6 protein-coding genes are annotated in these 17874 nt (G+C 72.8%); all 6 read right to left on the reverse strand.

Annotated features, from left to right (window positions below; all coding sequences use genetic code 11):
• Positions 1-54: 54 nt before the first annotated feature.
• Complete coding sequence (locus ACIG3E_RS27460) at positions 55-1755, reverse strand: ABC transporter ATP-binding protein (protein WP_399621696.1); 1701 nt, start codon at positions 1753-1755, stop codon at positions 55-57.
• Complete coding sequence (locus ACIG3E_RS27465) at positions 1742-12718, reverse strand: amino acid adenylation domain-containing protein (protein ID WP_399621699.1); 10977 nt, start codon at positions 12716-12718, stop codon at positions 1742-1744. The genes ACIG3E_RS27460 and ACIG3E_RS27465 overlap by 14 nt, the downstream gene beginning before the upstream one ends.
• 59 nt (positions 12719-12777) lie before the next feature.
• Positions 12778-14565, reverse strand: a complete 1788-nt coding sequence (locus tag ACIG3E_RS27470; protein ID WP_399621702.1) for an ABC transporter ATP-binding protein — start codon at positions 14563-14565, stop codon at positions 12778-12780.
• Positions 14566-14567: 2 nt separating this feature from the next.
• Complete coding sequence (locus ACIG3E_RS27475) at positions 14568-15620, reverse strand: iron-siderophore ABC transporter substrate-binding protein (protein WP_399621705.1); 1053 nt, start codon at positions 15618-15620, stop codon at positions 14568-14570.
• Between the two features lie 301 nt (positions 15621-15921).
• Positions 15922-16764 carry an ABC transporter ATP-binding protein gene (locus ACIG3E_RS27480; protein ID WP_374120759.1) on the reverse strand — a complete coding sequence of 281 codons (843 nt, stop codon included), beginning with the start codon at positions 16762-16764 and terminating at the stop codon, positions 15922-15924.
• 45 nt (positions 16765-16809) lie between these two features.
• Positions 16810-17871, reverse strand: a complete 1062-nt coding sequence (locus ACIG3E_RS27485) for a FecCD family ABC transporter permease (protein ID WP_399621708.1) — start codon at positions 17869-17871, stop codon at positions 16810-16812.
• Positions 17872-17874 lie beyond the last annotated feature (3 nt).

Genomic DNA, 17874 nt, shown 5'->3' on the forward strand with positions numbered 1-17874 from the left:
CCCCGGAACCGCTGTCGTCGTACGGGTGTCAGGACGTCACAGCACGTCAGGCCGTCACCGTGCCACGGCCCGGCAGTACCCCTCATCCGTGGCGAGCAGGTTCCGGTGGGTGTCCTCGGCCGTGATGACGCCGTCGTCCAGGACGAGCACGCGGTCGGCGGCGTCCAGGAGGGCCGGACTGCTGGTGATGACGAGGGTCGTGCGGCCCCGGCGCAGCTTCGCCACGTTGCGCGCGATGAGCTGCTCGGTGACCGCGTCGACGGCCGTCGTCGGGTCGTGCAGGACCAGGACCTCGGTGTCGGCGGCCAGGGCCCGCGCCAGGGACAGGCGTTGGCGCTGCCCGCCGGAGAGGTTGGCGCCGCGGTCGCGGACCGGGTAGTCGAGGCCGTCGCGGTGCAGGGCGACGACGTCGGTCAGCATCGACGCCTCCACGGCCTCGTCGACGGACCGGCTGGTGCCCGACGGGTCGATGTTCGTGCGCAGGCTGCCCGCGAAGATCTCCCCGTCGTAGGGGTTCACCAGGATGTGCTCGCGCACGGCCTCCGTCGACAGGTCCGCGAGCTCCTGGCCGCTGACCCGCACCACGCCGTCGTACGCGTGCGGCGGGACCTGCACGGCGAGGACCGACGCGAGGTCGGCCGCCGCGCGCGGCTGGTAGGGGGCGATGGCCACGAACTCGCCCGCCGCCACCTGGAACTTCAGCTTGCGCAGCGCGCCGTGGCGGACGCAGTCCACCTCCAGGTCGCCGCCCGGGGCCGGGCGGCCGGGGCCCGGAGTCATCAGCGGCGGGGCGGACAGCACCAGGGCCATGCGTGCGGCCGAGGCGCGCGCGATCATCACGTACTTGGGCATCTCGGAGAACATCTTGAGCGGCTCGATGATGAACTGCGCGAGGCCCACGGCCATCACGAGCTCCCCGATCGTGATCTGCCCCTCGAACGCCAGCCACCCCGCGGTGATGGACACCGCGGCGGCGAGGATCGCGTTGAGGGCGAGCGCGGTGCCCGCGTACACGCCGTTCACCCGGGCGACGGTGATCGCCTGGTGCTTCGCCTCCGTACTGACCTTCCGGTAGGACCGGAACGCCGCGTGGTTGCCGCCGAAGCCGTGCAGCGGACGCAGGCCGGTGATCAGGTCGGCGACCTTCGCACCCGCTCGTGCCACGCGGGCCTGCTGCTCCTGGGTGCTGGAGCCGATCCGCTTCGACATCACGCTCAGGACCGACAGGATCGCGACCGTACCCACGACGACCAGGAGGCCGAGCCGGTAGTCGGCGAGGCCGAGGGCGACCGCCGCGACCACCACCGCGACCAGCGAGCTGATCAGCAGCGGCACCACTTCGACGATGTCGGCGGTCTGGTCGGCGTCCTCCGTGGCGATGGTGAGGACCTCGCCCGACTTCAGGTCGACGTCCCGGGCCACCGGCTGGAGGCCGCAGGAGGCGACCTTCACCCGCCAGCGGTGCGCCTCGGTCGTGTTGGCCTTCTGCAGGACGCGCATGCCGAACCGCCACGACAGCGAGACCGTCGTGATGATCACGGCGAGCGCGCCGATCGACAGGCCGAGGGCACCGAGGCTGCGGTCCCTCATCGTGTGCTCGACGATCAGGCCGAGCGCGATCGGGAAGGCGGTCTCCCCGGCCTGGTACAGGCCCATGAGGACGGTACCGGCGGCCATGGCGCCGACGTTGCGGCGCAGTGCGGTGCGCAGGATGTCGGCCCCGGGGCGGGGCCGCTGCGTATCAGGAGTGGTCATCGAGGTGGCGGGCAATCGCTTCGGGGGTCTTGAGGGTGAACAGGTCGCGGATGGTGATCACAGGTCCGTACTCGCGGCGGAGCAGCCCGATGAGCCGCACCGCCAGCATGGAGTGCCCCCCGAGGGACACGAAGTCGCTCACCGCGCTCACCTCGTCATCATCCAGGTCGAGTGCTTCGGCGAAGTACTCGCACACCACGGTCTCGGTCTCGGTCGCCGGGCGCCGCTCCGTCGCCGTGGTCAGCGCGCCGAGCGGCTTGGCCTCCGGCAGCGCCTTGGTGTCCGCCTTCCCGTTGACCGTCAGCGGGATGCTGTCGACCTGGGCATAGTGCGTCGGCCGCAGGAAGTCCGGAAGACCCGTGCCCACGTCGGCGGCCACCGCCGCGAGGTCGGCGCCCTCCAGGACGAGGTACGCGGCGAGCCGGTGGGCGCCGTCGACCTGCGGGTCCGCCTGGGCGACCGCGGCCACGAAGCGCACCGCCGGGTGCGCGGCGAACGCAGCCTCGACCTCGCCGAGTTCGACGCGGTGCCCCCGGATCTTGACCTGCTGGTCGGTGCGGCCCAGGTACATCAGGTTCCCGTCCGGCCGCCGCACGACCAGGTCGCCGGTGCGGTACATGCGCTCGCCCGGCTTGCCGAACGGGCACGCCACGAAGCGGTCGGCGCTCTGGCCGGGCTGTCCGAGGTAGCCGCGGGCGATGCCGATGCCCGCCACGTACAGCTCTCCGGGGACGCCGTCCGGCAGCGGCCGCAGCCACGGGTCGAGCACGTGGGCGTCGGTGTTGTCGATGGCCACGCCCACCACCGGGTCCTGGCACTCGAAGGTGCCGACGCCGAGAGTGTTGATGGTGTACTCCGTGGGCCCGTAGAGGTTGTAGCCGACCGTGCCCTCGGTCTCGGCGAGCCGCTGCCACAGCGTCGGGGTGACGGCCTCGCCGCCGAGCAGCACCAGGGCCGGGCGCCGCTCCGGGTGGTCGAGCAGGCCCTCGGCCACCAGCTGCTGCGCGTAGGTGGGCGTCACGTTGATGACGTCGATCCCGTGCTGGAGGCAGTACTCGACCAGGCGCGGCGCGTCGCGGCGCAGCTCCTCGTCGCAGATGTGCACCTCGTGGCCGTCGGCGAGCCACAGCAGCTCCTCCCACGACATGTCGAACGCGAACGACACGGTGTGGGCGATCCGGAAGACCCGGTGGCCGTGGTCGGCGAGGACCGGCTCGAAGATCCGCCGCTGATGGTTGATCAGCATGTTGGTGAGCCCGGCGTACTCGGTGACCACGCCCTTGGGCTTGCCGGTCGATCCGGAGGTGTAGATCGTGTACGCGGGGTGCCGCAGCCGGTCCGGGTCGTCCGGCGCGAAGGTCACCAACGGCTCGGCGGCGGGCAGCGGGCGGTCGAGTTCGATCAGGTCGCCGGTGAGGCGGTGCGCCACGGCGCTGACGGTGAGGATCACCGCGGGCCGCGCGTCGTCGACGATCGCGGCGATCCGCTCGTCCGGGTGGTCCAGTTCCAGCGGTACGTACGCGGCGCCGACGCGCAGCACGGCGAACAGCGCCACGATCGAGTCGAGGGAGCGCGGGATCGCGAGACCCACGGTCGTCTCGGGGCCGATGCCCCGCGCGGCGAGCACCCCCGCCACGGCGCGGCTGCGGTCGCGCAGCTCGGCGAACGTCATGGTCGCGCCGTGGGCGACGAGCGCCACCCGCTGCGGGTCCCGGTCGGCCGCCCGGTCGAAGCGGTCGACGACCGTGTCCGTGCCGATGTCCGTGCGCTCGGCGGGCCGGGGCTCCTCGCCCAGGCCGGGCAGGGCGCCGACCGGGCCGGTCGAGCGGGCCAGGTCCTCAAGGACGCGGACGTAGTCGGCCAGCAGGCGCCGGGCGCCCGCGGTGTCGCCGTCGCGGTGCTCCAGCTTGACCGTGAGCCTCTCGCCCGGCGTCACGACCCAGGTGAACGGGTAGTGGGTGGAGTCGTCGGCCCGCACGGAGGTGATGCCGTGCCGGGAGTTCATCGCGGCGAACGCGTCCATGTCCAGGAAGTTCTGGAGCACGAACAGGTTGTCGAAGAGGGTGTCGTGTCCGCTGGCGCGCTGGATCTCGCCGAGGCCGACGTGCTCGTGCTCCATCGCCTCGACCCGGGCCGTCTGCACGGCCTCCAGGTAGTCCCGGACGGTGTCGCCGGGGCGGGCCCGCGTCCACTGGGGCACGGTGTTGAGCAGGACGCCGACGATGTCGGACAGGCCCTCGCCGTCACGGCCGGAGACGGTCACGCCGAACACGGCGTCGCTGCGGCCCGTGTGGGCGCCGAGCAGCAGGCCGAAAGCGCCGGTGAGCACCGAGTTCAAGGTCACGCCGTGCGTCTTGGCCGCGTCCCGCAGCAGGTCCGACTGCTCGGCGGTCAGGGTGTGCACGAGAGCGCGCGGCAGGTCGTCCGACAGGGCCGGGGTCGGCCCGGCGAGCAGCGTCGGGCCCGCCAGGCCCGCCAGGTGCTGTGCCCAGAACCGCTCGGAGGCGGCGGCGTCCTTGGCGTCGAGCGCGCGGGCGTAGTCCTCGAAGCCCGGGGTGGCCGGGGTCGCGTCGAGGGTCCGCCCCGCGCCGATGGCCTCGTAGGCGTCGAACAGGTCGCGCAGCACGATCTCGCGGGACCAGCCGTCCCACAGCAGCAGGTGGTAGCTCAGGAGCAGGCCGTCGCGCCCGTCGGGCCTACGGACCACGGTGAGGCGGATCAGCGGCGGCTCGGCCGGGTCGAAGCCGGTGTCGCGGTCCCGGGCGCGCAGGTCCTCGACCTCCGCGTCGGTGGCCAGGTCGACCGTGCGGACGTCGACGCGTCGGCCCGCCTTGAGGACCTGGACGGGGTTGCCGTCAACGTCGGTGGCGAAGCCCGCGCCGACGACCGGGTGCCGCGCGATCACGTGCGCCATGGCGTCGGCCAGGACGTCGGTGTCCAGGCGCCGGTCGAAGGTGAAGTAGCTCTGCGCGACGTAGTGTCCGGCGGCGCCCGCCAGCTGGGCCTGGAAGTACAGGCCGCGCTGGAGCGGGGTGACGGGAGCGGTGCGCTCGGCCGTCGTGGCGGCCTCCGCGACCCGGGCGAGGGCGCTCAGCCAGTGCTCAGTGATCGCGTCGGGGATGCCGTCGGCGAGGGTGAAGGCCGCGTGCAGGCTGCCGGTGGCCGCGTCGGTCCAGGCGTTGACCTCGACCGCGTAGGGGCTGCCCTGGTCGCCGCCGGTGAGGTGCAGAGCCTGGGACTCGCTGCCCCGGCCGAGGTAGTTGAAGAGGACCTGCGGGCGGGCGGTGAGCAGCGGGGCCGTCTGCGGGTTGAGGTATCTGAGCCTGCCGTAGGCGACGTGTCCGTCCTCGTCGGGCTGGCGTTCGGCGACCTCGCGGGCGGCCGCGACGGGGTCGGTGTGGGCGCTCAGCCGCACGGGTGCGATGGCGGTGAACCAACCGACGGTACGGGTGTAGTCGTGGTGTTCCTCGACCGGGACCCGGCCGTGCCGCTCCAGGTCGACCGCGAGGTCGGTGGGCGCGGCCTGGACCGCTGTCAGCGCGGTGCGCAGGGCGCCGCACAGCAGCTCGGTGAGGTCGACGCCGAGCGCGGCGGGCGCGGTGCGCGTCACGCGGTCGCTCACCTCGGGCGCGAGCACGACGGTCCGCTCGCGCACCTCCCCCACCGCCGGGACGAGGGCGGGCGCCCGGAGCGTTTCGATCCAGTGCCCGAGGCCGTCGATCGCCTGCGTGGACCGGAGCGTCAGCGCTTCGGCGTACTCGGCGTAGGAGGTGGTAGGCGGCGCCAGGTCCGCCCCCTTCATGGCGGTGGCCAGGTCGTCCAGGAGGACGAGCCAGGACACCGAGTCGACGGCGATGTGGTGCACCGTGACGACCAGGGTCCTGCTGGCCTCCAGCCAGGCGAACGCGATGACGTCCCCGGTCTCGGGGTCGAGGCGTCCGGCGGCGTCGTTCGCCACGGCCGTCGCGTCCATCGCCTCTGCTGCGGCGGGCCGTACGACGGTGACGTCGCGGGCCGGTTCGGTGTGCAGGGCCCAGGCGCCGTGCTCGGCGCGCAGCCGAAGGCGCAGGGCGGGGTGCGCGGCGACCACGGCGTTCGCGGCGCGCTCGGCGTCGGCGAATCCGGTGCCCTCGGGCGCCACCAGGGTCCTGGCCTGGGCGAACCGGGCGAGGGAGCCGCCCAGTTCGCGCTGGCGCAGGATGATCGGCGTCGGGGTCAGCGGGCCGTCCGCGCGGCGGGCGGGCGCGGCCCCGGCGACCGGCGTCTGCGGCACGTGCGCGTCCAGGTGCTCGGCGAGCGCGCGCGGCGTCCGGAACAGGAACACGTCGCGGGGCGCGAAGTGCAGGCCGAGCGCCCGCCCCCGGTTGATCAGGGTGATGGCGACGATGCTGTCGCCCCCGGCCTTGAAGAAGTCGGTGTCGGCGTCCACGGCGGAGCCGGGCAGCGTCTGGGCGAAGAGGTCGACGAGGGTGGCGAGCACGGATGCGGTGTCGCGCCCGGGGAACTGCGCGCCCGGCCCCGACGCACCCGCGGCCGACGACGCGACGGGGACGACGCCCCCCTCGGACTGTTCGGCCCGCTCGGCCAGAGCGCGGCGGTCCAGCTTGCCGTTGACGGTCAGCGGCAGCGCGGCCGCCGTCAGGACCCGGCCCGGCACCATGTGCACGGGCAGCTTCGCGGCCAGGAGCGCGGCGAAGTCGCCGGGCACGCGGCCCACGACGTGGGCGACCAGGTGGTCGCCGGTGCCCGCCACGGTGACGGCCACGTCGACCACGCCGTCGAGCTCCCTGACCGCGGACTCCACCTCGCCCAGTTCGATGCGGAAGCCCTTGAGCTGCACCTGGTCGTCGGCGCGGCCCGCGAACTGAAGCTCGCCGCCGAGCGTGCGGCGGGCGAGGTCACCCGTGTGGTACATGCGGGAGCCGTCGGCGGCGAAGGGGTCCGCCACGAACCGGCCCGAGGTGAGCCCGGCCCGGCCCAGGTAGCCGAGCGACACCTGGTCACCGGCGACGTAGATGGCGCCCACGCGGCCCGGGGGCACCGGCCGGAGCCGGTCGTCGAGCAGATAGGTCGAAAGGCCGGGGATCGGTCCGCCGATGGGGCTGACGTCGTCGCCGGGGCCGAAGTCCGCGTCGGTGAGCACCCGGTGGGTGACGTGCACGGTGGTCTCGGTGATCCCGTACATGTTGACCAGCTCGGGCGCGGCGGTGCCGTGCCGCTCGACCCAGCCGCGCAGGCGTCCGAGGTCGAGGGCCTCGCCGCCGAAGATGATCCGGCGCAGCGCCGTGACCGGCCGCTCGGCGATCCGGTCGGCCTCGATGAACTGGTAGAAGGCCGACGGGGTCTGGTTGAGCACGGTCACCGCGCGCTCGCGGACCAGGCGGTGGAAGTCGACCGGGGAGCGGGTCAGGGCGTACTCGGGCACGAGGAGTTCGCCGCCGTGGACGAGGGCGCCCCACAGCTCCCAGACCGCGAAGTCGAAGGAGTAGGAGTGGAACTGCACCCAGACGTCGTCGGGGCCGAAGTCCATGTCGGCGCGGGTGTTGGCGAGCAGCGTCACCACGCTGGAGTGCGGGACGACGACGCCCTTGGGCCGTCCTGTCGAACCGGACGTGTAGATCACGTACGCGGGGTCGTGCCAGCGGGCCTCGGGCGCGGGTCCGGCCGGGGCCCGCGGCGGCTCGTCGCCCTGGACGAGCACGCGGGCCGTGACGTCGGCGCGGGCGAGCAGGTCCGTGAAGCGGTCCCGCTGGTCGGCGTCCACGAGGACGACCTGCGGGGCGGCGTCGGCGAGGACGTACTCCAGGCGGTCGTCCGGGTAGGCCAGGTCCAGCGGTACGTAGGCGCCGCCCGCGCTGACGATCGCGACCAGGGCGACGACCTGCTCGACGGAGCGCGGCACGGCGACGGCGACCCGCTTGCCCGGTCCGACCCCGGCCGCGCGCAGGGCCGCGGCCAGGTCGTCCTTCGCGGCGGCGAGCTCGCCGTAGGTCAGCGACCTGGTGTCGCCGTCGAGGCCGCACTGGGTGACGGCGGTGGCGGCGGGGTCGCGGAGCGCGGCGGCGTCGAACAGGGCGCCCAAGGTGGTCGGAGCGACCGGGGCCGGATGCCGGTCGCTCTCGGCGGCCAGGTCGTCGACCAGGGCGTCCGGGCGGGTGAGCAGGCCGGTGAGGGTCCGGGCGAAGGTGTGCAGGACGGCCTGTGCGGCCGTCTCGCCCAGGAGTTCGCCGTCGTAGATGAGGTTGAAGCGCGGTCGGCCGTCGAGGGCGCGCTCCACCACCAGCGTCAGCGGGTAGTGCGGGGCGCCCTCGTTCACGATGTCGGCGACGACGAGCGTGTCGTCGGGGCGCCGCAGGGCCTCGACGTCGGTCGCGACGTCGAAGACGACCAGGGTGTCGAACAGGGATCCCGAGCCCGTCTGGCGGCCGATCCTGGCGAGCGAGACGTGCTGGTGCGCAAGGACCGCGCTCTGGTGCTCGCGCACGGCGGCGAGCAGGTCGCGGGCCGTGGTGGCCTCGGACCAGCGGGCCCGTACGGGAATGGTGTTGATGAACAGGCCCACCATGTCCTCGATGCCGGGCACGTCCGCGTCACGCCCGGAGACCGTGGAGCCGAACACCACGTCCTTGCCGTGCAGGATGCCGCCCAGGGTGATCGCCCAGGCGCTGTGCACGGCCACGCTCAGCGGCACGCCGGCTGAGCGGACGGCCGCGTCGAGGTCCTCCTGCGGCTCCACGACGGTGTCGGCGAACCGCTCGGAGGGGGTGTGTCCCTCGGCGACCAAGGAGGCGGCGGGCAGGTCGGCGAGTTCCTCGCGCCAGACCCGGTCGCTCTCGTCGTCGTCGCGTGCGCCGAGCCAGCGCACGTAGTCGGCGAAGCCGCCGAGCGGGTACACGGTGCCGGGCGCGTGGTACTCGGCGAGGAGCGCGCGCAGCATCGGGGGCACCGACCAGCCATCGGCGATGATGTGGTGCACGGTCTGCACGAGGACGGTGCGGCCGGAGCCCGCGCGGATGAGCGTGTAGCGCATCAGGGGCCCGGTGGCGAGGTCGAAGCCCGCGCGGCGGTCCTGCTCCGCGTACTCCCGCAGCTCGGCGTCGGTGATGCCGGGGCGGTCCAGGGTGGTGAAGGGCGCCTGGACGCCGCCGTCCAGGACGGAGACGACGCGGCCGTCGGCGAGGGCGACGAAGCGCGCGGCGAGGTTCGGGTACAGGGTGAGCAGCCGGGTGGCCGCGGCCGCGAGCCGGTCGGCGTCCACCTCGCCGTCCAGGGTGAGGAGCTGCTGCTCGACGTAGGCGCCCGCGGAGTCGTCGTCGAAGACGGAGTGGAAGTAGAGGCCTTCCTGGAGCGGGGTCAGCGGCAGGACGTCCCGCAGCGCCGGTCCTTCCAGGGCGTCGACGTCGGCCTGCGTGAGGGGCACGAGGGGGAAGTCGCTGGGCGTGTGGCCGCCCTCGTCGAGCGCAGCGAGCCCGGCCAGGGCTTCCTGGAAGTAGCGGCCGATGGTGGTGATGTCCTGGTCGGTGAACATCCCGTCGGGCCAGGAGATGGTGGTGACCAGCTCGTACTCGCCGCTCGCGGCGGGTTCGGCGATCGCGTTGAACTCCAGGGCGCGCGGCAGGCGCATCGCGGGGTCGCGCTTCTCGCCCAGCTGTCCGGTGGTGTGCGCGAGCTGCCAGTCCCCGGCGGCGCCCGCGTCGAAGCGGCCCAGGTAGTTGAAGAGGACCTGCGGTGCGGGCGCGTCGAAGGCGGTGTCGGCGAGGTAGCGCAGGGCGCCGTAGGAGACGCCGTTGCTCGGTACCCGGGCGAGGTCCTCCTTGACCGCCTTGAGCGCGGCGGCGAGGTAGCCGGGCGTGGTCGGGTCGGTCGTGGCGCCGGGGTCCACGGTCACCGGGAACAGGGTGGTGAACCAGCCCACGGTGCGCGACAGGTCCGGCTCGAAGCCGACGGCGTCGGCGACGAACTGGCCCTCGCGGCCGTGGCCCTCCAGCTCGATGTGGGCGAACGTCTGGTCCTGCCCGAGGTCGCGGCGCCACCGGGCGAGGGTGACGGCGAGCGCGGTGAGCAGGACGTCGTTGACGCCCGCGTGGAACTTCGCGGGTATCTCGCCGAGCAGCGCGGCCGTGGCCTCGGCGCCGACGGAGACGGTGCGTATCCGCTCCCGTGCGACGGTGTCGGCGGCGGACAGGGCGCGCCTGCCCACGGGCTGGTCGGCGCCCGGCAGGGGCCGCTGGAAGTAGGCGCGGTCCGCGTCGAACCCGGTCCGGCCGAGGAGCTGCGTCCAGCGCCGGAACGAGGTGCCCGTCGGGGGCAGTTCGATCGGCGCGCCCTCGGCGCACTGCCGCCAGGCGGTGGCCAGGTCCTCCATGAGCACCCGCCAGGACACGCCGTCCATCACGACGTGGTGGGCGACCAGGACCAGCTGGCGGGCCGCGCGGCGCCAGACGGCGCGCAGCATCACGCCGCTGGCCGGGTCCAGGGCCTCGGTGGCGAGCGCGACGCACTCCTCCAGGGGCCGGTCGCTCTCCTGCCAGCCGACGGCGGGCCGGTCGGCCTCGGGGATGTCGAAGCTCCAGCGCTCGCCGCGCACCAGCTTGGCGCGCAGCATGGCGTGGTGCCCCGCGACGGCGGCGAGGACCGCGTCGAGGGTGTCGGCGGTCAGGTCCGCCGGGGTGTTGAGGACGACCGACTGCACGAAGCCGTCGACGGCGTCGGTGGTCTCGCCGAGCCACTGCACGATGGGCGAGCCCACGACGGTGCCGGTGGCGGTGTCGCCGTGGTCCACGGTGGCGACGTCCTCGCGGCTCGCCACCGCGGCGAGGGCGCCGAGGACGCTGTTGCTGAAGATCTGCCGGGCCGTGACGAACAGGCCCGCGTCGCGCAGCGCGCTGAGCAGGGAGATCGCCAGGATGCTGTCGCCGCCGAGCTGGAAGAAGTCCTGGTCGGCGCCGACCTCGTCGAGCTGGAGCAGGGCCGCGACCGCCGTGCACACCACGCGTTCGTTCTCGGTGGCGGGCGCGACGAGGGAGCCGGTGGCGAGCACGGGCTCCGGCAGCGCCTTGCGGTCGAGCTTGCCGTTCGCGGTGAGGGGGAACTCCGTCATCACGACGGCATGGGCGGGCACCATGTACTCGACCATGTGCTCGGCGGCCCACGCCTTGACGTCGTCGGCCGTCAGGTCCTCGCTCCCGGCGGCCGGGATCACGTAGCCCACGAGGTAGGTGCCGCCCGCCGCGTTCTTCTTCGCGACGACGCAGGTGTGCCGCACGCGGGGGTGCTCGGCGAGGCCCGCCTCGACGTCCTCGATCTCCAGGCGCATGCCGCGGATCTTGATCTGGTTGTCGGCCCGGCCGAGGAAGTCCAGGGAGCCGTCGGGGGCGAACCGGGCGAGGTCACCGGTCCGGTAGAGCCGGGAGCCGTCGACGGCGAAGGGGTTGGCCACGAACCGGGACGCCGTCAGGCCCGGCGCGTTGACGTAGCCGCGGCCCAGCAGGAATCCGCCCACGTAGAGCTCGCCGCCGACGCCGACCGGCACCGGGCGCAGCTCGTCGTCGAGGACGTACAGCTGGGTGTTGGGGTTGGCCTTGCCGATCGACGTCGACAGGCGCTCGGCCGCGCCCCGGTAGATGACGTGGGAGACGCCGATCGTCGTCTCGGCCGGGCCGTAGCCGTGGTACATGGGGATGTCGAGCCGGGTGCGGAAGCGCTCGTACAGCTCCGGGGTGAGGACCTCGCCGCCGCACCACACGTGGCGCAGGCTGTCCAGGCGCCCGGACTCGCCCGCCATTTCGAGCAGCACGTCCAGCATGGACGACACCAGGTACGTGAAGGTGACGCGCTGTTCGGCGATCACGCTCAGCAGGTGGTGCGGGTCGCGTTCGCCGCCGGGCCGCAGGACCACCAGGCGGCCGCCGCACACCAGCGGCAGGAAGATCTCGTTGATGGAGATGTCGAAGGACAGCGGCGCCTTGAAGAGGGAGGCGTCGTCGTGGCCGAAGCCGAGGATCTCGTTCACCTGCCACAGCAGGCGCTCGCTGATCGCCTCGTGGCGGATCATCGCGCCCTTGGGCCGTCCCGTCGAACCGGACGTGAAGATGACGTACGCCAGGGCGTCGCCGAGGACGGTGACGCCGGTGCCCCCGGCGGGGTAGGAGCCGTACTTCCAGTCGCCGAGGTCGACGGCGACGGCTTCCGGTTCGCTCGCGTCGTGGGCGCCGGAGTCGTTGAGCTGGAGCACGACCCGGGCGTCGGCGATGACGACGGAGCGGCGCGCGGCGGGCCACTGCGGGTCGAGCGGCACGAACGCGCAGCCCGCCTGGAGCACGCCGAGGAGGCCGATGACCATCTCGGCGGAGCGGCCCAGCGAGATGCCGACGACCTGTTCGTGGTCGAGGCCGCGCTCGATGAGGTGGTGGGCGAGCTGGCTGGACAGCGCGGCCGCCTCGCCGTAGGTCAGCGAGCGGTGCTCGTCGACGATCGCGACGGCGTCCGGCCTGCTCCGCGCCTGTTCGAGGAACATCTCCACGATGGTCGGGCGGACCCGGTCGGCGTGGGTGTCGTTCCACTCGGCCAGGGCGGCGAGGCGGGCCGCGGCGCCGGACGGGCTGATGGTGCCCAGCGGCCGGTCCGGGAAGTCGGCCAGGTCGTCGAGCGCGAGCTGCGCCTCGGCGAGCGCGACGCCCTCGGGGACGGCGATGCCGCGGCCGTCCGCGTCGGCCTCCCAGCCGGTGGGCGTGCCCCCGCCGTTGTCGACCCAGGCGAGGACGTCGGTGAAGAGCGTGCCCTCGGTCAGGTCGATGCCGTCGGGGCCCTCGCCCGTCGCCCAGTACGCGAGACCGATGGCGCACGCTGCGGCGATGGTCCGGTCGGAGTGGTCACCCGTTCGACGGCGTACGTCGGCCAGGGCCGCGGGGGAAAGCCGTACGCGACGAGCGCCCGGTTCCCTCGTCGAAGACTCAGCGTTCATCGAAGACTCAGCGTTTCCTTCCAAGGAACGAACGTTGACCTGACCGTGGGTCAGATGTGCTAACTACCTTCTCGCCACGCCTGCCACAGCCGTGCGTAGCGGCCGCCGAGGGCCACCAGCTCGTCGTGGGTGCCCAGCTCCACGACGCGGCCCGCGTCCAGGACGGCGATGCGGTCCGCCGCCATGGCCTGGGTGAGCCGGTGTGCCACGAACAGCGTGGTGCGGCCCGCGCACGCGGCGCGCACCGCCCGCTCCAGCTCGGCGGCGCCCTCGCTGCCCGCCTCGGCGGTCGACTCGTCGAGCACGACCACCGGCGAGCGGCTCAGCACCAGGCGGGCCAGGGCGATGTGGGTGACCTTGGTGACGTCCAGGCGCTCGCCGCCCTCGCCGACCAGGGTGTCGAGCCCTTCGGGCAGTGCCTCGACCCAGCCGTCGGCGCCGACCGTGCGCAGCGCGTCGGTCAGTTCGGCGTCGGTGGCCTGCGGCGCGGCCAGGCGCAGGTCGTCGGCGAGCGAGCCGGAGAACACATGGGTCTCCTGCGTCAGGATGCTCACCAACGCGCGCGCCCCGGCCTCGTCCAGACCGGCGAGGTCGGTCGTGCCGATGCGCACCGATCCGGCCTGCGGGGTCCCGATGCCCGCGATGAGCGCGGCCAGGGTCGACTTGCCCGCTCCCGTCGCGCCCACGAGGGCGAGCGAGCCACCGGCCGGGATCGTCAGGTCGACGTCCTTCAGGACCGGCTGCTCGGTGTCGGGGTAGCGGTACGTCAGCCCCCGCACCGTCACCGGGTAGGGCGTGGCGTCCGCCGGGGTGGCGTCCGCGTCGCCGACGAGGCGCTCCTCCGCGGGCTCGCCGAGGACTCCGACGAGCCGGGTCAGGCTGGCGCCCGACTTCTGTGCCTCGTCGAAGGTGAACATGATGGCGCCCAGCGGGGTGAAGAGGCGGTGGAACATCAGCGGGGCCGCCGACACCTCGCCCAGGGTCGCGGCGTCGGCCTCCAGGAGCGCGTACCCCACGACGAGGATGAGGACGAGGCCGATGAACTCGGCGCGGTTCTCCCTGCCGACGAAGCGGCCGAAGAACCGGAACACCTCGATGCCGTAGTTGCGCACGCGCCACGACTCGCTGGTGACCTGCTCGCGGACGGAGTCCTCCAGGCGGTACGCCCGGACCGTGTCGATGCCGTCCAAGCCGCTGATCAGCGCCTGCGCACGGTCGGCCTGGGCCACTCGCTGCTTCTTGTAGAGCGGGGCGGACCGGGGCAGGTACCAGCGCAGGGCGAGGGCGTAGGCGGGCAGCGCGCCCGCGCCCGCCAGGCCGAGCCGCCAGTCGAGGCCGAACATGCCGACCGTGGCGATGAAGACGAGGACGCCCGCGGAGAACACCGTGGGGATGGCCATGCGGATGCCCTTGGACAGGACGGCCACGTCGTCACCGACCCGGGACAGGACGTCGCCGCGGCCGACCTGTTCGATCCGCGCGCTCGGCATGCCGAGCACCGAGCGGACGGCGCCTTCGCGCAGCCGCGCGAGCAGGTCCGCGCCGAGCCGTCCGATCAGATACGTCGACGCCGCGGTGGCCACCGCGCCGAGCAGCGCGGCGGCCCCCATCAGGACGCCGACCGTGAGCAGGACCGAGCGCGACTCGCCCTCGACGACGCCGTCGACGACGCGGCCCAGCAGCAGCACCGGGAGCACCTGGAGTGCCGCGCCGACCACCGTGGTGAGCACGGTGGCCGTCGTCAGCCAGGGGACCTCACGGCAGTGCGTGGTGACCCATCGGGTGGCCTCGCGGCCGCCTGCCGTGCGCAGGGTCGCGGGGGCGGCCTTCGTAGCGGTGGTGCTCACACCTAGCCGACCGACTTGACGAGTTCGTCGATGGCGTAGGGCATGGAGAGCAGGGTGCCCTGGGAGATGGCCGCGCCGACCGCGGGACCCTCGCTGTCCAGCAGGTAGGAGACGTTGCCCTTCTTCACGGCGTCCAGGTTCCGGAAGAGCTCGGACTTCTTGAGCGCCTTCTGGTCCGCCTTGTCGTTGATGACGAAGATGCGGTCGGTGTTGACCAGGTCCATGCGCTCGGGCGACAGGACGGTGAAGAACTTGCCGCCCGCGACCTTGTCGATCTTGGTCTGGTACTGGAAGCCGATGCCCGTCACCAGGCGGCCACGCACGTCGGTGGAGGTGAACGGCGCGACGGAGTCCTTGTACCAGGACAGCGCGACGGCGTTCTTCTTGGCGAACTCGGGGTGCGCCTTCTTGGCGGCGTCGAGCTTGCCCTGGATGTCCTTGACGAGCTTCTCGCCCTTCTCGGCCTGGCCGAGCGCCTTGGCGATGTGCAGGGCGTTGTCCTGCCACGGAGCGCTGAACGGCTCCTTCTCGCCCTTGGTGCGGCCCACGGTCGGGGCGATCTTGGAGAGCTTGTCGTAGGCGGCCTTGTCGATCTCGGAGTACACCGCGATGATCAGGTCCGGCCGCAGGGCGGCGATCTTCTCGTAGTTGGGGCCGGAGTCACCGTTCTTCATGATGACGTCGGGCTTGGCGTCGCCCCACTTGTCCTTCACCCAGGGCCACTGGGTGTTGATGTCGGGGGACTTACCCGCCGGGTTCGGGTACTGGTCGGTCATGCCGACCGGCTTGGTGCCGAACGCGAGGACCGTCTGGTCGTCGGTGTAGCCGACGGTGACGACCCGCTTGGGGGCCTTCTCCACCTTCGTGGTTCCGAACGCGTGCTCCACGGTCACGGGGAACTTGCCCCCGGCCGCGGCCGGAGCGGCGTCGTCGCCGCCCTTGTCCGACTTCTCCGAGCCGCATCCCGCGAGGAGTCCGACGCCGAGGGCCGCGGCGGACACCACGGCCGCCATCCGCCGCCAGGGCCTCATGGTCGTCGTTCGATGGAGATGCATCCGAAATCCCTTGCTTTCACGCTGTCCGGTGCGCCCCTGTCTCAGGGCAGCCAAACCTTACCTTGCGGTTGTGAGGTAAGCCTAGCCTAACTTTCAACTTGTCTGTGCGCGGGGTCAGTCGGGGCGCCCGGGCGCGGACACGGTGGAGCCGCAGGTGGGAGCCGGTCGGGGCGCGGCGAGGCGCGCAGGAGGGGGCTCAACCCCACCGCGCGCGAGGGGCGGTCGCACGCCGGGGCAAGCCCGCGCGGAGCGGCACCAGCGTGCGCGGGGGGAAGGTCTGACGGGCCCGCAGGAGCCGGGCTCAGCCCAGCTGTACGTGCGTACGGCCGATGGGCACGATGAGCGGCCGGTCGCCCACCGGGTCGTCGATCACCATGGCGCGCAGCCCGAACGCCTCGTCAAGGAGCTCGGAGGTGATGACGTCACGGGGGTGCCCCTGCGCCAGGATCGTCCCCTCCTTCATCACGATGAGGTTGTCGCTGTAGCGCGTGGCCAGGTTGAGGTCGTGCAGGACCATGACCACGGCGCACCCCGACTCGTGCAGGTCGTCCACGAGGTCGAGCACGTCGACCGCGTGGGCCAGGTCCAGATAGGTGGTCGGCTCGTCGAGGAGGAGCAGATCGGTGCCCTGGGCCAGGGTCATGGAGATCCAGACGCGCTGGCGCTGCCCGCCGGACAGCGAGTCGACCGGCCGGTCGGCCAGGTCGGACACGCCGGTCATGGCCAGGGCGCGCGCCACGACGTCGGCGTCGTCCGACGACCACTGCCGCAGCCAACTCTGGTGCGGATGGCGGCCCCTGGCGACCAGGTCGGACACCGTCAGGCCCTCGGGCGCGACGGGCGCCTGCGGCAGCAGGCCCATCTTCTTCGCCACGTCCTTGGTCTTGAGCCGGACGATGTCCTCGCCGTCGAGGACGACGGACCCCTTGGTCGGCTTGAGCAGCCGCGAGAGGGTCCGCAACAGCGTCGACTTGCCGCAGCCGTTGGGGCCGATGATCGTGGTGATCACCCCTGGCGGTATCGCCACGTCGAGATCGTCGATGACGGTCTTCGCGCCGTAGCCGACGCTGACACCCCTGGCCGTGAGCCGGGCGGCGTCGTCGACGACGTCGGACTCGATCTCGGTGATGTACTGAGTGACCACAAGCCCCCCTCTGCGCATTTAGGTATGCCTCACCTTTGTATCAGGCTATTTGAGGTTCGCCCGCACCAGGAGGTAGATGAGGAAGGGGCCGCCCACCGCGGCGGTGACCACGCCGACCGGGAGCGTGCCCGGCAGGGCCGTGCGCGCGAGGAGGTCCGCGCCGATCAGGAGCAGTGCCCCCGTCATGCCGGAGGCCACCATCGGCGGCGTGGGGCAGCGCGCGAGACGCATCGCCACCTGGGGCGCGACCAGGGCGACGAAGGGGACGGGGCCCGCCGCGCTCACCGCCACGGCGGCCAGCAGGACCGCGCACAGGAGCAGGATCGCCCGTACCGCCTGGAAGCGGACGCCGAGGCCCGCGGCGACCTCGTCGCCGAAGTGCAGGGGCTTGAACTGGAAGGCGACGCACGCGACGACGGCGAAGAGCGCGAGCGAGCACCAGAGCGCCACCCAGACCTCGTCCGCGGAGCGGTTGTCCAGGGAGCCGACGAGCCAGGACTGCGCCCGCGCCACGTCCTTGATGTCGGCCGTGGTCAGGAGCCAGGTCGTGAGCGCCTCCATCACGGCGCTCACCGAGATGCCGATGAGGATGAGCCGGAAGCCGTCGATCCCTCGCCGCCACGCCAGGAGGTACACGAGCAGGCCGGTGAGGAGACCGCCGCCGAGCGCGGCCGCGGACAGGCCCACGGAGCCGACGACGGCCGCCGACGCCCCGCCCGACACCGTGAGCAGGAACACCGAGACCGCGCTCGCGCCCTGGGTGACGCCGAGGACGTCCGGACTGGCCAGCGGGTTGCGGGCGATGGACTGGGTGATCGCGCCGGAGACCCCGAGCGCGATGCCCACGACGAGCCCGGCGAGGGCGCGCGGCAGCCGCAGGTCCATGATCACGAACTCGTCGACCTGCTCGCCCCGGCCGAAGAGGGTGGCGATCACCCGGGACAGCTCCAGGGGGAAGTCCCCGATGCTGATGGACAGGCAGAACACCACGAAGGTCGCCGCCGTGAGCACGAGCGTGACGAACGCGACCCACGGCCGCCACACGAACGACACCTGGCCGATCCGGATGCCCGGCGCCACCGACGACTTCACATCTGTCCCGTTCACGAC

It is taken from the genome of Streptomyces sp. NPDC053474 (assembly GCF_044544845.1).
Taxonomy (GTDB): Bacteria; Actinomycetota; Actinomycetes; order Streptomycetales; family Streptomycetaceae; genus Streptomyces.